Origin of the sequence: Pseudonocardia endophytica (genome assembly GCF_004339565.1) — a bacterium.
GTDB lineage: Bacteria > Actinomycetota > Actinomycetes > Mycobacteriales > Pseudonocardiaceae > Pseudonocardia > Pseudonocardia endophytica.
Genome location: NZ_SMFZ01000002.1, coordinates 899,791 through 913,439, shown reverse-complemented (window position 1 = coordinate 913,439; position 13,649 = coordinate 899,791). Strand labels below are relative to the sequence as shown.

10 protein-coding genes are annotated in these 13,649 nt (G+C 71.5%); 5 read left to right on the top strand and 5 right to left on the bottom strand.

Annotated elements, in window-relative coordinates; genetic code table 11:
* The first annotated feature begins 62 nt into the window (after positions 1-62).
* Both EV378_RS23145 and EV378_RS23135 read left to right on the top strand, forming a co-directional pair.
* Complete coding sequence (locus EV378_RS23145; protein WP_165922439.1) at positions 63-776, top strand: TetR/AcrR family transcriptional regulator; 714 nt, start codon at positions 63-65, stop codon at positions 774-776.
* A gap of 263 nt (positions 777-1,039) precedes the next feature.
* Entirely contained in the window at positions 1,040-1,360 is a 321-nt protein-coding gene (locus tag EV378_RS23135; RefSeq protein WP_132429549.1) for a PIN domain-containing protein, read from the top strand.
* 84 nt (positions 1,361-1,444) lie between these two features.
* Here EV378_RS23135 and EV378_RS23130 read toward each other — a convergent pair whose 3' ends face one another.
* The 4 genes from EV378_RS23130 to EV378_RS23120 form a co-directional block, all read right to left on the bottom strand.
* A complete protein-coding gene (locus EV378_RS23130; protein WP_243653949.1) occupies positions 1,445-2,299 on the bottom strand; it encodes an enoyl-CoA hydratase/isomerase family protein in 855 nt (284 codons plus the stop codon).
* Between the two features lie 107 nt (positions 2,300-2,406).
* On the bottom strand, positions 2,407-4,548 hold the full coding sequence (locus tag EV378_RS35480) for a DUF6351 family protein (RefSeq protein WP_165922437.1): 2,142 nt from the start codon (positions 4,546-4,548) through the stop codon (positions 2,407-2,409).
* A 112-nt stretch (positions 4,549-4,660) separates the two neighbouring features.
* Complete coding sequence (locus tag EV378_RS23125; protein ID WP_132429547.1) at positions 4,661-6,703, bottom strand: helix-turn-helix domain-containing protein; 2,043 nt, start codon at positions 6,701-6,703, stop codon at positions 4,661-4,663.
* Positions 6,704-6,871: 168 nt separating this feature from the next.
* Positions 6,872-7,888 carry an AraC family transcriptional regulator gene (locus tag EV378_RS23120; RefSeq protein WP_132429546.1) on the bottom strand — a complete coding sequence of 339 codons (1,017 nt, stop codon included), beginning with the start codon at positions 7,886-7,888 and terminating at the stop codon, positions 6,872-6,874.
* 246 nt (positions 7,889-8,134) lie between these two features.
* Here EV378_RS23120 and EV378_RS23115 point away from each other — a divergent pair, with 246 nt between their 5' ends.
* The 3 genes from EV378_RS23115 to EV378_RS23105 are packed head-to-tail and all read left to right on the top strand — an operon-like array spanning position 8,135 to position 11,919.
* Positions 8,135-9,613 (top strand): aldehyde dehydrogenase, encoded by a 1,479-nt coding sequence (locus tag EV378_RS23115; protein ID WP_207908838.1) that lies wholly within the window; start codon positions 8,135-8,137, stop codon positions 9,611-9,613.
* A gap of 51 nt (positions 9,614-9,664) precedes the next feature.
* The gene (locus EV378_RS23110) at positions 9,665-10,843 is read left to right on the top strand and encodes an LLM class flavin-dependent oxidoreductase (protein WP_132429544.1); all 1,179 of its coding nucleotides are present in this window, start codon (positions 9,665-9,667) and stop codon (positions 10,841-10,843) included.
* Positions 10,844-10,884: 41 nt separating this feature from the next.
* Positions 10,885-11,919: a uroporphyrinogen decarboxylase family protein gene (locus EV378_RS23105; RefSeq protein WP_132429543.1), complete on the top strand. Its 1,035-nt coding sequence runs from the start codon at positions 10,885-10,887 to the stop codon at positions 11,917-11,919.
* Between the two features lie 208 nt (positions 11,920-12,127).
* On the opposite strand, the gene EV378_RS23100 is transcribed toward EV378_RS23105, so the two are convergent.
* Positions 12,128-13,492 (bottom strand): alpha/beta hydrolase, encoded by a 1,365-nt coding sequence (locus EV378_RS23100; RefSeq protein WP_165922436.1) that lies wholly within the window; start codon positions 13,490-13,492, stop codon positions 12,128-12,130.
* Between the last annotated feature and the right edge of the window lie 157 nt (positions 13,493-13,649).

Genomic DNA, 13,649 nt, shown 5'->3' with positions numbered 1-13,649 from the left:
CTAGTCGTGTACACCGTAAGTGTCCCGATAGGGTGCTAGCAACCCACGCGAGGAGCGCTGCCGTGACCGACGAACCACCGCCCGTCATCTGGGCGCGCCTCTCCGGTCAGGGTCGCGGCCCGGCCCGCACCCTCGACCACGGCGCCATCACAGCGGCCGCCGTCGCGCTCGCCGACGAGGAAGGCATCGACGCGGTCTCGATGCGCAGGATCGCGAGCCGGATGGGGCACAGCGCGATGTCGCTCTACCGGCACGTCGGGGGGAAGGACGACCTGACCGAGCTGATGTACGACGCGGTGCTGGGAGAGCTGGGTCTGGACGGGATGCCGTCGGGGGATTGGCGGGCCGACATCCGGCGGCTGGCCGGCGAGATGCGCCGGCTCCACCACCTCCACCCGTGGATCACCCGGTTCGGGCACCGGCCGACGCTCGGGCCGCATGCCCTGCGGTTCCGCGAGACCGGCCTGGCCTGTGTGGACGGGATCGGCCTGGAGATCGACGCGATGATGGACGTGCTGGCCACCGCGCTGCAGTTCACCAGGGGTTTCGTCGCGCAGGAGCTGGGTGAGGTGGAGGCTCGGCGGCGCACGGGCCTGGACCGCGAGGCCTACCGGCGCAGCACCGTTCCGTACCTCACGCAGCTGTTGGCGAGCGGTCGCTTCCCCGCGCTGCGGCGGGTGGTCGTCGACGCCGACGACCACCCGGACCCGGACGCCGTGTTCGAGCGTCGTCTGGAGATGGTGCTCGACGGGCTGGCCGCCGGTGTAGCCCCCTAGGGGTCGGCGATTCGCCCGAGACCGGCTGGGCGCTGTGGGAGCATCGTCGTAACGGAGGTGGCAGTGATGACCACGACCCCGCAACGCCCGGATGACTGGCCAGCTGACGACTTCGTATCCACCGAAGAGCTCTTGCGCCGTCATGACGCCCGTCCCATCGCCACGGTGGACGACCTCGCCGCGACCAAGGACCCGTTCGAGTCCGACACCGAGCACGACGACTTCCTCGCCGACCTCTACGCCTCCCGCCGAGCCGACCTCGGGTGAGCGTCGTCGTCCTCGACACCGACGTAGCCTCCGTGCTGCTACGGCGCCGGCTCCAGGAGCCACTCGCCGGTCGGCTGGCCGGGAATGTGCTCGCGGCGACGTTCGTGACTGTCGGCGAGCTCACCAAGTGGACCCTCGTCCGCCGGTGGGGACCGCAACGCGTCGAGACCATGCGCACCTTCATCGACGGACTCGTCGTCCTGCCCTACGACCGACGCGTCGCCGCCCGGTGGGTGAGCTACAGGCCTATGCCCGACTCCGCGGCCGCCCCAGACTGGGAGCCGAAGACCCCTTCGAGGCCGGCGAGAACACGGTGACGGGTCGATCTTGTTGTGTACGGCTGTGTCCGGCGGTGCAGTCGGACCCCGGGCTCGCAGCCGGAGTCGGCTCGCTGGAGCGTCCTACTGTGCCGGCGTGGTCGTGCTGGGGTCGCGCTTGACGAGGTCGCCGATGTCGTAGCCGGGCTCGTCGGACATCGGCCAGTAGTCGTAGCAGGCCAGGCTCTCGTGGGCCATGCCGGAGAACAGTTCCCTGGTGAACAGCTCGCGCCACGGCTGGATGAGCAGCGAGCGGGTGAGGCGGCGCTGGATGCGGTTCTTGGACATGAACACGGTCCGGGCGATCTCCCAGGCGCGGTCGAGCAGCTGGTCGCTCGGCAGGACCTCGCCGACGAGCCCGAGGTCGCGGGCTTCGTGGGCACCCATGCGCTGGCCCATCAGCAGGAAGTAGCGGCCGCGATTGGGGCCGAGGAGCTCGCGGAACAGGGTGTGCACGCCGTCACCGGGCACGATGCCGAGACCGTCCCAGTGCCCCTCGTAGAAGTGAGTGTTCTCGGAGGCGAGCACGATGTCGTTGAGGAGCGCGAGCTCGGCGTGCACGATCGACGGGCCGTTGATCGCCGCGATGACGGGGATCTGCAGGTTGAGCAGCGCGAACGGTTCGCGGGTCTGGTCCTTGTAGAAGATGTCGTAGCCGTGGTAGCTGGTGAACGGCTCGTGGAAACCGTGCCGCTTCCAGCCGGGCCGGTCGAACTCGGCGAGGAACGCGTCGCCGGTGCCGGTCAGGATCAGGCACTCGTTCTCGGGATCGTCGTTGATCGCGGCCATGGCCGGGATCAGGCCGCGGTGGACCTCCAGGTTCCACCGCAGCGGGCCGTCGTCGGTGTGCAACCGGGCTTCGAGGATCCCGTCCTCCCGGCGGAGGCGTAGGAACGACTCGAACTGCTTGGCGTAGTCGTCGAGGTGGGTGCGGTACATGTCGGACACGACTGCTCCTGTCTGTGGACTCGGGACGTGCGACCGCGCGCGGGCGCGCGGGTGGGGCTGACGGGTGGGTGTCCGGATCCGCGACGTCGGGCGGAGCCTCACGGCAGCAGGGGCTGACCGCCTGGGCCGTCCTGGTAGGTCAGCCATGGCACGGACGGCGTCGCGCCGACGCCCGGTGCGGCCCAGTCGGCGACGCCCAGCGGGAAGGCGTCCTCGAGGCGACGCCACTGGTCGTCGGTGAAGACGACGCCCGGGTAGTCGTCCCGCCGCAGCGGCCTGAGCTGCGGCTTCGACACCCGGTACGCGCGCAGGTCTCCGCATGCGGCGACGAGGCGGGCGTCGCCGTAGGAGGGGTAGGTGCGCCGGTAGGCGGCGAGATCGCCGCGCTGGTCGCCCTCGAGCGTCCGGATCCCGTCGGTGACGTCGTCCGGCCTGTTCGCCGCGACCTTCTCGGCCGGCGTGCGCGACCCGGTGTCGCGCTCCACGGCCGCGAGCCAGAGGTCCATGGCCAGGAAGGCGGCCTCGGTGGGCACGCTGCCGGTCGAGAACCCGGGCACGATCCAGGCGACGTGGTTGTCGGCGTGGCCGTGGGCGGCGAGCAGGCCGGCACGGGTCACCCAGGTGTGGAACTGCGTGTGGGTGCGGATGGGGTCCTCGTGCTCGGGGTTGCGCAGGTCGAGGATCGCGACGGTGTCCATGTGCGCGTAGTCGTTGACCAGCCCGCAGCGGTGCAGGCGGGCGATGCCCTCCGGGTCGGCGTCGGTGCGCTCGGCGACGAGCACGCCGTCCAGGTCGACGCCGCCGACCTTCTCGTTGAGGTCGACGAACTGCTCGACGCTGATCGTCCGGTCGAGCAGCGCGGCGAGGCCGTACTGGACGCCGGTGTTGTCCCACGGGTGGTGGGCGAAGCCGCGGCCCGCGGCCCGCTCGGCCGAGGTCCACACGGAACGCGGGCGGCGACCGAGGTAGTTGACGTGGTAGTCCTGCAGGGTCCCGCGCGCCCCGGACGGGTGGTCCTCGGGATGGTAGGTCTGCTCCGGCGGTAGCCCGGTGCCGGTTCGCGCGTCGTTGCCGGCCGTGAGCGGGGCGCCGAACACCTCGTTGAAGAAGGCGCGGACCTCCTCGCTGCGGTGACCGTCGACGGCCAGCCGCTCGCTCTCCTCGCTCCACAGCTCCGGGGAGGTCTCGGTGAAGTAGCGGGCGAGCAACCGGCATTCGTTGATCACCGACGGGAGGTACCAGGAGGAGTGGATGCTCGACATCGGGATGATGCCCTGGAAGATCCCCGGGTACTGGTTGGCGATCATCTGTTGCATGATCGAGCCGCCGGAGGCTCCCGATCCGAACGTGTAGCGGATCGTCCCGTAGTTCTTGACGACGTGTTCCTTGAGCATCACCAGCGACTCGGCGGCGCGCACGGTGTCGGAGTTGGTGCGGGACTGCATCAGCGTGGTGCGGGCCACCATGAACCCGCGCCGCAGCCCCATGTCGTTCAACACCGTCTGGCGGGGGGCCGGGCGGCTGGGGTCGGCGAGCGGACCCTTCGCGCCGGGCGGGATCGGGGGCAGCTCGAAGGAGCTCTGCGACCAGTGCTGGTTCCACCCGCCGTAGGAGTAGATCCACAGTTTGTGGTTCCACCCGTCCTGGGGCGCCGTCGGCGACCACGGTCGCGCCGGATCGCAGAGCACCGCCAGCTCGAAGAGCCCCCGGTTCGCGCTCCCGAGCTCGCGCCGCACGACGTAGGGGACCGTCACCCCGTCGTCGGTCGTGGTCGCGGCCACCTCGTCCGGATCCGGGGGATCCTGCGGGTCGTAGGCCTCGAACGTTCCCGTCCGGACGCTCATGTAGTGGTGATCGATCCGTGACGGCGCGTTCCCGTGCTCGTCGACCGGGGCACCCAACCCGTTGTCCTGGGTGGTGACCAGCCACGGGTGCAGGTGGGGGCCACTGAACAGCGGTCCCTCCACCGGCCTGTTGCACACCGTGGCGACGGCCTGCTCGCCGTCGGCCTCGGCCCGCAGCACGTTCTCCCCGTCCGCGAAGCCGGACACCAGCCCGCGGCCCGCGATCAGGTCGGAGGTCACGTCGGCGCCGTTGAGCGTGAGGCGGGCGCCGGTGCCCTCCACCTCGACGAGCGCCGTTCCACCGGTGATGAACCCGGCGTGCGCCGAGAGAACGCGGACTCCGACGACCGTCGGCATCGTGCCGTTCGGCCCCTGCGGCTGCGTTGCGGCGCTCATGTCCCGTCCCTCTCGATGGCGACCCGTCATCCCTGGCACGCCGACGATGCGCCGCCCGGTCGCGAGGAACCATGGTCGGAGAGGACGAACCACGACGAGAAATGTTGGCGCTTCAGGCCAACGGTGGGCCGCCGGCGTCGTCGGTCCACGGCGAGATCCCGAGCGTGTCGAGGACGTCCCACGCTCCGAACGCGAGGGAGAGCTCGAAACGCGTCGCGGGATCCGAGAGTGGGCGGCCCAGGAGGTCCCCGGCCTTGGCCAGCCGGTACTTGACCGTGTTCAGGTGCACGCTGCAGCGCTCGGCCGTCACCGGGTGGTTCCCGCCGGCGTCGAGGAAGGTCCGGAGCGTGTCCAGGAGTTCCCCGTTCCGGTGGCGGTCGTGGGCGGCGACCGGCCCCAGCGTGCGGCTGACCAGGTCGACGATCCTGGACGTGTCGTCGACGTCCAGGAGGATGCGTAGCGGGCCGAGCGCCGCCGCGTCGACGACGACCGCCGGTGTGGTGGCGTTCCTGGCCATCTTGAGCGCGGCCACCGCCTCGTTCAACGCGTGAGCCAGATCGGTGCGCGGTTCGCTCATCCCGGCCGCGAGCGCCAGACCCTTGGCGCGGGCGCGGTCCAGTTGCTGCTGGATCCAGGGCCGCGGCCCGTGCCGCTGCGCCAGCGCGACGACGACCTGAGAACCGCGCGTACCGACGAGGACACCGTCGATCGTGCCCGCCGCGCGGAACATCGCGAGCATCGGATCGCGGTCCGTGCCCGACAGCGCCTCCACCACCGCGACGACACAGGGGGTGGTGACGTCGAATCCCGCCTGCCGCGCGCGGCGGCGCAGGCTCTCCGGGCGCGTGTCGCCGGCCCGCAGCATCTCCTCGAGCAGCTCGCCCCGCACCCGCCACTCGGCCTCCAGGGCCGCGGCCTCCTTGACGAGCTCGAGTGCGATCGCGGTCGCCCCCAGGCTCAGCGCCGACCGCTCGAAGTCGGTCGGCGCCCTCCGCTCGGCCAGCCGCACCCGACCGAGATGCTGCCCGCCAGCCATGATCGCCGACGCCCGCGCGGCGGCCGTGCCTGCCGTGACAGGACCGGCGTCACCGGGCGGCGAGCCGTCCGCCGGATAGCACCACGCGCTCGGGTCCTGGTCCCGTTCGACGACGATGTCGCTGCCGATCGCTCGGGCGAGCTCGGTCGCGACGGCGTGCCGGCCACCGCCGGACAGCGACGCGTCGCTGAGGCGCCTGCTCAGCTCGGAGTGCCGCTGCAGCAGGTCGTTCCGCGTGCGCAGCGACGCGTAGAGCCGGGAGTTCGCGATCGTCAGCACCGCCTGACTGGCGAGCGCGCTCAGCAGGTACTCGACATCGCGCGGCATCGACGTCCGTCGCCGGAACCCGACCAGCAGGTTGCCGATCAACGCGCCGTGATGGAACAGGGGCGCGCAGACCATGGACACGATGCCCTCGCCGCGCAGGCACTCACGGGCCTGCGGCGAGAGCCGGTCGTCGGTGTGGTCCTCGTCGTGCAGCGTGACCACGTCACCCGCCGACCAGGCCAGGCCGGTGATCCCGTCGCCCAGCCGGACCCGCAGCGCGGCCAGCTCGGCGGTGCGCGCGCCACGGATCGCGGTCACGCCGGACTCCTGGCGCTCGAAGTCCGCCAGCGCCAGCCACGTCGCGTCGGCGCCGATCAGCTCGTGGGCCCGGTCGACGATGAACTCCAGCACCGCGTCGGTGTCCGCCTCGACCGCGTGCAACTGCGTGGCGACCTCGACCAGGGCCCGGAGCGCCGCGACCCGGTCCAGGCCGGCGACCGAGGACGCGAGGACGTCCGCCGTCGCGCCCGCCACCGCGACCGCGACCTCCCGGGCGTCGGCGTCGTCCTCACACTCGGCGAGGACAGCTCCGACCACGTCCCCCGCCACGACCACCGGCGCGGCCCACCCGACCTCCACACGCCGGGGACCGTCGAGCTCCCGCGGCAGCGACGCCGGCACCGACTCGACCGACGCCGGGACGCCGTCCACGCTGCCGGACACCTGTGGCCCGTCCGCGCCGTCGAGGACCAACAGGCATCGCCGGACGTGGCGCAGGGCGCCGACGGTGTCCAGCAACCGGCGGAGCTCCGCGCGCTCCGAGGCGCCGACCGACAGGACGCTCCGCCCCACCGGCCCTACCTCGACCCCGCCGAGCCACCACACGCACCACGCTGCATATGCGGATTATGGCGCGGCCGTCGCGAGACAGGGCCCGCCACGACGTCGGCAACCAGCTGCCGCCCACCGGTGCTCCCCGCGGCCCGACGGCAGCCGTTCGCGCACGCGCACCAGGGGCCGTCAGGCCGGGTCGGTGCCGCGCAGCGTGTCCCGCGGCAGTTCACCGAACCGCTCCCGGTACTGCTGGGCGAACCGGCTCTGGTGGAAGAAGCCCCACCGCAGCGCGACGTCGGTGACCCGCACCGTGCCCGGGTCCCCGCGCAGGAGCTCCTCGCGGACGTGTCCGAGCCGGAGCCGCCGCAGGTGGGTCATCGGGGAGCAGCCGAGCTCCTGCTGGAACGTCGCGTGCAGGGTCCGCACGCTCATGCACCCGACCCGTGCGAGGTCCTGCGGCGTCAGAGGCCGGTCGACGTGCTGTTCCATGTGGTTCAGCACCGGCCGCAGCCTGACCGCGCGCGCCGCGGTGCCGGGCTCGGACAGCTCGTCGCTGTAAGGGTGCCTGCCGGCGTGCAGCAGCTGCGTCATGACGAACGCCTCCAGCTGCTCGCGGGCGATCGGCATGTCGGCGAGCCCGCCGGGCCGGTCCAGCTCGCGGGCCAGGAAGTCGACGGACGCGAGCAGCGTCCGGCCTGCCGGGGTCGTGAGGTCGAGGCCGAAGTCGAAGTCGACGACCTCGTGGACGGTCCGGTCGAGCAGGGCGCTCAGGTGGCTCTCGAGGCTCGTGCGCGGGATCTTGAGGATGTACTGCTCGGCGTCCGGCGACCAGCGCACCGTGTTCGTCTTGTCCGGCAGCAGCACCAGCCCCGACGACCGGCCGTGCGTGCTGCCGCGCAGCCCGTCGCCGCGGGTCGCCGCCGTGGTGCCCGCGACGGTGATGTTGACGTGGTACGTGTCCTCGGTCGGCGGCATGACGAGCTTGGCCGACGACATGTAGGTCAGGTAGCCGAACGTGAACATCCGGTCCGAGGTCGCGTTGAGCCTCATGCTCAGGTCGTCGCCCGCCGCGGTCAGCGTGTGGTCGAGATAGACACGGGCGACCGCCTCGCGGGCCTGGTCCAGGTTGCCGGTCGCCAGGACCGGGAAGCGCGCGAGCGTCGGCAACGGTGCGACCGCCGTGTCCGGGGAGCCAGGGTCCATCGTGCGACACCTCCTCGTGCCGTGCGGAACCTCCAACGTAGACCGACGGGGGATCCCCTTACCAGCCGCGCGGCGCAGCCGAACAGCCGCTGAGTGCCGATCTCTTCCACCACGGCGTGCCACGGACGGGTACCCGCGCGGAACGGCTGTTCCCGCGGCGGTCAGCGGATAGGGCACGTTCCCGGACGTCCCTAGCGTCGTCGGCGCCACGGCAGCCGTGGTTCCCATCGGTCGCAGGAGATGTCGATGACGACAGCACAGGAAGAGTTCGGCCTGTTCATCGACGGCAGGTCCGTCGGTGCGCGTTCCGGCCGGACGTTCGAGTCGCAGAACCCCTACACCGGCGACGCGTGGGCGCGCCTGGCCGACGGCGGGCCGGAGGACGTCGACGACGCCGTGGCCTCGGCGCGGGCCGCGTTCGACGGCGAGTGGGGAGCCATGACCGGCTTCGCGCGCTCCGCGATCCTGCGCCGCTGCGGGGACGCGATCGCCGCGAACGCCGAGCGGCTCGCGCGCCTCGAGGTCAACGACTCGGGCAAGCTGCTGCGCGAGATGCTCGGCCAGCTGCACGCGCTGCCGCAGTGGTACCACTACTTCGCCGGGCTGGCCGACAAGATCGAGGGGCGCACCGTCCCGCCGGTCAACCCGAACTACTTCGGCTACACCGTGCGCGAGCCGGTCGGGGTCGTCGGGGCGATCACGCCGTGGAACTCGCCGCTGCTGCTGCTGACCTTCAAGCTCGCCCCCGCACTAGCGGCCGGGTGCACGCTGGTGGCCAAGCCGTCCGAGCATTCCCCGGCGTCGACCGTGGCCTTCGCCGAGATCCTGCACGAGGCGGGCCTCCCGGCGGGCGTGCTCAACGTCGTCACCGGATGGGACCGGGCGACCGGCGAGGCACTGTCCGGTCACACCGGCGTCGACAAGGTCGCGTTCACCGGATCGACCGCGACCGGCGCCCGCGTCGCCCAGGCCGCGGGCGCGAACGTCAACCGCGTTACCCTCGAGCTGGGCGGCAAGTCCCCGCAGATCGTGTTCCCCGACGCGGACCTGGACGCCGCCGCCAACGGCCTGGTCGCCGGCGTCTTCGCCGCGACCGGCCAGACGTGCATGGCCGGATCCCGGCTGCTCGTGCACGCCGACGTGCACGACGCTCTCGTCGAGAAGGTGGCCCAGCGTGCACGCGCGATCGTGCTGGGCGACCCCACCGAGGCGGCCACCGAGATGGGCCCGGTCGCGAACCGGCCCCAGTACGAGAAGGTCATGGGCTTCCTGCGCGGCGCCGCCGACGAGGGCGCCACGTTCGCCTGCGGCGGCGGCCCCGACCCCGAGCGCGGGGGACTGTTCGTGCAGCCCACCGTCGTCACCGGCGTGACGCCGGAGCACACCGTCGTGCGCGACGAGGTGTTCGGCCCGGTGCTCGCCGCCTACACGTTCACCGACGAGGACGAGGCGCTCAAGCTCGCCAACGACACCCCGTACGGCCTGGCCGGCGCCGTCTGGACGAAGGACGTGCACCGCGCCCACCGGGTCGCCGCGAAGCTGCGCGCGGGCACGGTCTGGATCAACGCCTACCGGGTCATCGCACCGAACATGCCGTTCGGTGGCTTCGGCGCCAGCGGCATCGGCCGCGAGAACGGCGTCGACGCGATCAACGAGTACACCGAGAACAAGTCGGTGTTCGTCGAGCTGACCGGTGGCACCCGGGACCCGTTCCAGCTCGGCTGACCCACCGCTCCCCTCCCCCGCACCGACCGTTCCCGCGTCCAAGGAGACCCGATGACCGTGACCGCCAACGAGCGCCTCGGCCTCAACCCCACCGACCCGCGCCCCCCGGAGGAGACCCGGCCACTGGTCGACCGCACGCAGACCAACCCGCTGTTCGGCGACCAGAAGATGAAGCTCGGCCTGTTCGGGACCAACTGCTCCTACGGGCTGATCATGAGCCACGCGCCGAGCACCTACAAGATCACCTGGGAGCACACCCGGGAGATCGCGACGCGCGCGGACGATCTCGGGTTCGACGTCCTCGTCCCGGTGGCGCGCTGGAAGGGGTTCGGCGGGTCGACGAACTTCAACGGCAACTGCTTCGAGACCTACGCGTGGGCCGCGGGCCTCGCGGAGGCGACCGAACGGATCTGCGTCGCCTCGACGTCGCACCTGCCGACCGTGCACCCGATCGTCGCGGCCAAGGCCGCCACCACGATCGACCACATCTCCGGCGGGCGCTTCGCGCTCAACCTGGTGATGGGGTGGGTGCCGCCGGAGATGGAGATGTTCGGCTCCGAGCAGCGCGAGCACGACCAGCGCTACGCGTTCGGCCAGGACTGGATCGACTTCGCGACCCGCCTCTGGACCGAGGAGGGCACGTTCAGCATGCACACCGAGTTCTTCGACGGCGAGCTGCTGGAGGCCTACCCGAAGCCGCACCAGGCACCGCGTCCCGCGCTGCTCAACGCCGGCAACTCGCCCGCGGGCATCGAGTTCTCGGCCCGCAACGTCGACATCAACTTCGCCTCGCTGGACACCCTGGAGAACATCCGGGGCTACACCGACAAGGTCCGCGCCAAGGCCCGCGACGACTACCAGCGCGACATCCAGGTGATGACCTACGGGCTGGTGGTCTGCCGGGACACCGAAGAGGAGGCGAAGCGCGCGTTCCAGCAGGTCGTCGACGAGGGCGACTGGGGCGCCGCCGGCAACGTCATCAGCATCGCGGGCTCCGGCGAGAGCAAGTCCTTCGACCACGCCGTGAAGAAGATGCAGGAGCGGTTCATCGCCGGATGGGGCGGCTACCCGATCGTCGGCACCCCGGAGCAGGTCACCGAGGAGCTCGGCAGGCTCAACGAGGCCGGCATGGAGGGCATGATCTTCGGTCTGATCGACTACAACGAGGAGCTGAAGTACTTCGGTGAGCGGGTCATGCCGCTGTTGAAGCAGGCCGGCCTGCGGCACTGAGGACCCGCGGCACGCACGACCACGATCGGCGGAGGTCACCGATGACACCTGAACGCCCGCTGCTGCCCACGTCGATCGTCGGCAGCATGCCCCAGCCCGACTGGCTCATCGACCGGGACAAGCTCGCCGGCCGGTTCCCTCCGCGGGTGCGGGCGAGGGAGCTGTGGCGGGTGGCGCCCGAGCACCTCGCCGAGGCCCAGGACGACGCGACGCTGCTGGCGATCCGCGCGCAGGAGGACGCGGGAATCGACGTCGTCACCGACGGCGAGATCCGTCGCGAGTCGTACTCCAACCACTTCGCCGCCGCCCTCGCGGGCGTCGACCTGGACAACCCGGGGACCGCGCTGGACCGCTCCGGCCATCCCAACCCGGTGCCGCGGGTGGCCGGAGACATCCGCCGGCCCGAGGCGATCCAGGTGCGGGACACGGCGTTCCTGCGCGCCGCGACCGACCGCACGGTGAAGATGACGGTCCCGGGGCCGTTCACCATGTCCCAGCAGGCGCAGAACGACCACTACCCGGACGACCGCTCGCTCGCGCTCGCCTACGCCGACGTCGTCCGGGCCGAGATCGCGGACCTGTTCGCCGCGGGCGCCGACGTCGTCCAGATCGACGAGCCGTACCTGCAGGCGCGGCCGGACGCCGCTCGGGCGTACGGGGCCGAGGCCGTCTCCCGCGCGCTCGAGGGCGCACCCGGCCCGACCGCGCTGCACATCTGCTTCGGCTACGCCGCGATCATCCACGAGCGGCCGGAGGGGTACTCGTTCCTCGCCGAGCTCGCCGACACGCCCGTCGACCACGTCTCGGTCGAGACCGCCCAGTCGGGGCTCGACCCGGCCGCGCTCGAGCCGCTGCGCGGCAAGGGCATCATCCTCGGCGTGCTCGACCTGTCCACGCCGGAGGTGGAGTCGGTCGAGACGGTGGCCGCGCGGATCCGGCGCGCCCTGCCGCACGTCGACACCACGAAGCTGGTCGTCGCGAGCGACTGCGGGTTCAAGTACCTGCCCCGGGCATCGGTCGACGGCAAGCTCCGCGCGCTGGTGGAGGCGGCCGTGCAGGTGCGGGGCGAGCTCTGAACCGTCTGCCCGCCGCCACGCCGCTCCCGGTCGGCGACGGCGGGGCCGGCCGCTCCGGTGAGTGGCCGGCCCCTCTGTCCGACGAGCAGGTCGGGACGCCGCACGCGCCCCGATCGCCACACCGGCCATCGGCGCGCCGGGCCGGTCGGCTCCGGCACCTCGGGAGCCGAGGTAGCCGGAGCCGCACACGCGTGCCGGAGCGTCCGCGCTAGGAACCGAGCAGGTCGGTCGGCGGGACCACCCGTCCGGTCTCCGGGAGCCGGTCGGACAGCGAGGGCCTGCCGGTGGCGCAGTTCGCCCGGTAGTCGGCCGACTTCTCGCCGCCCGTCCCCATGGCCTGGTCGGCGAAGTAGACGATCTGGGCGAACGTCTGCTGCGCGTTGAGGTGGAGGTTCGTGTCGTGCCCCATGTCGGGGATCGACGCCGCCCGCAGGCATGCCTGCGGGCCGAAGCCCGGCGCCTCGTACTGCTGCAGGGCCTCGGCCTTCTCCTCCAGCGCCTCGGGCCCGTCCTCGGTCGTGCCGGAGGTGGTGCAGGCGATCTCGTTCGGCCCGCAGAAGATCGTGTCCTTCTCGCCGTTGACCAGGAACGTCGGGATCTTGATGTTCTTGGCCGTGCCGTCGTACTCACGCACGGCGAACAGGCCGAGTTCCTCGGCGGTGACCGTGTTCGCGAGCTTCTCGTCCGTGGCCATGACACCGGGATCGGTGTTCTCGACGTTGTAGAGCGGTTCCGCCCGGGAACCGGGCCGCGGCTGCAGGTAACCGGGGTCGAGGGCCCACGGCTCGCCCGCGGTCACCGGGACGGTGCTCGCGGGCTGGAGTCCGGAGAACAGCTGCACCCCGGCGTCGGCTTTGAACCGGTTGCCGTACCCGGTCCCGATGACCATGTCGGCATCGTTGTGCTTCGCCGTCTCGAGCCAGGTCGTCACCGTGCCGTACGAATGCCCCACCAGACCGACGTGCCCGAACGGGATCTCACCGATCTCACCGCCGCGCAGCTTCTGTACCAGCTGGTGCACCGTCTCGGCGTTCGTGTCGTTCGTCACCAGCGCGCTGGCCGGGTGGTCGCTACGTCCCTCGCCGAGCCGGTCGATGTTCAGCGTCGCGTAGCCGTGCTTCGTGATGTAGTCGACGGCCGAGTAGGTGTCCGACTCGTAGGGCAGGTCCCAGTACCACGTTCCGTAGGTGATGCCGTGCACGAGAACCAGCACCGCCGGAGGCTTGCCGTCGCGGGCCGAGGCCAGTGACGACTCGCTCATGCAGAGCTCACCGTAGAGGTAGGACGGTACGGCCGGGGCCGGCAACGACAGCCCACCGACACCGACCTCGGGAGCACCGACCGGGGAGTTCACCGCAGGGACGGACACCGGGATGTCACCGGTGAACGGGCAGACCTTGCCCGGCTCGGCGGTCGGCGTGCCGTAGTCGCGCGAGCTGCTCGACTCCGCGGCCGGGGAACCGGCGGACGACGAGCTCTCGGCCAGCGCGGGTCCGGTGCTCAGCGCGACGGCACCGACCACGCCCAGCGCGACGACGACCCGTGCCCTTCTCGAGGCCGCCAGTGCTTTCAACACTCTCAACGTTTGACTCCGATGTCTCGAGCGCAGCCGTCACCGGCATCAGGCCTTCGGGACGGCGTCGGGGATGCGGGCTGCGCGGGGAGCGTCTTGTGACGCAACGAGGTTCGCGCGGCACGCCATCACCCACCACCTCCTATCGGAGGTGACC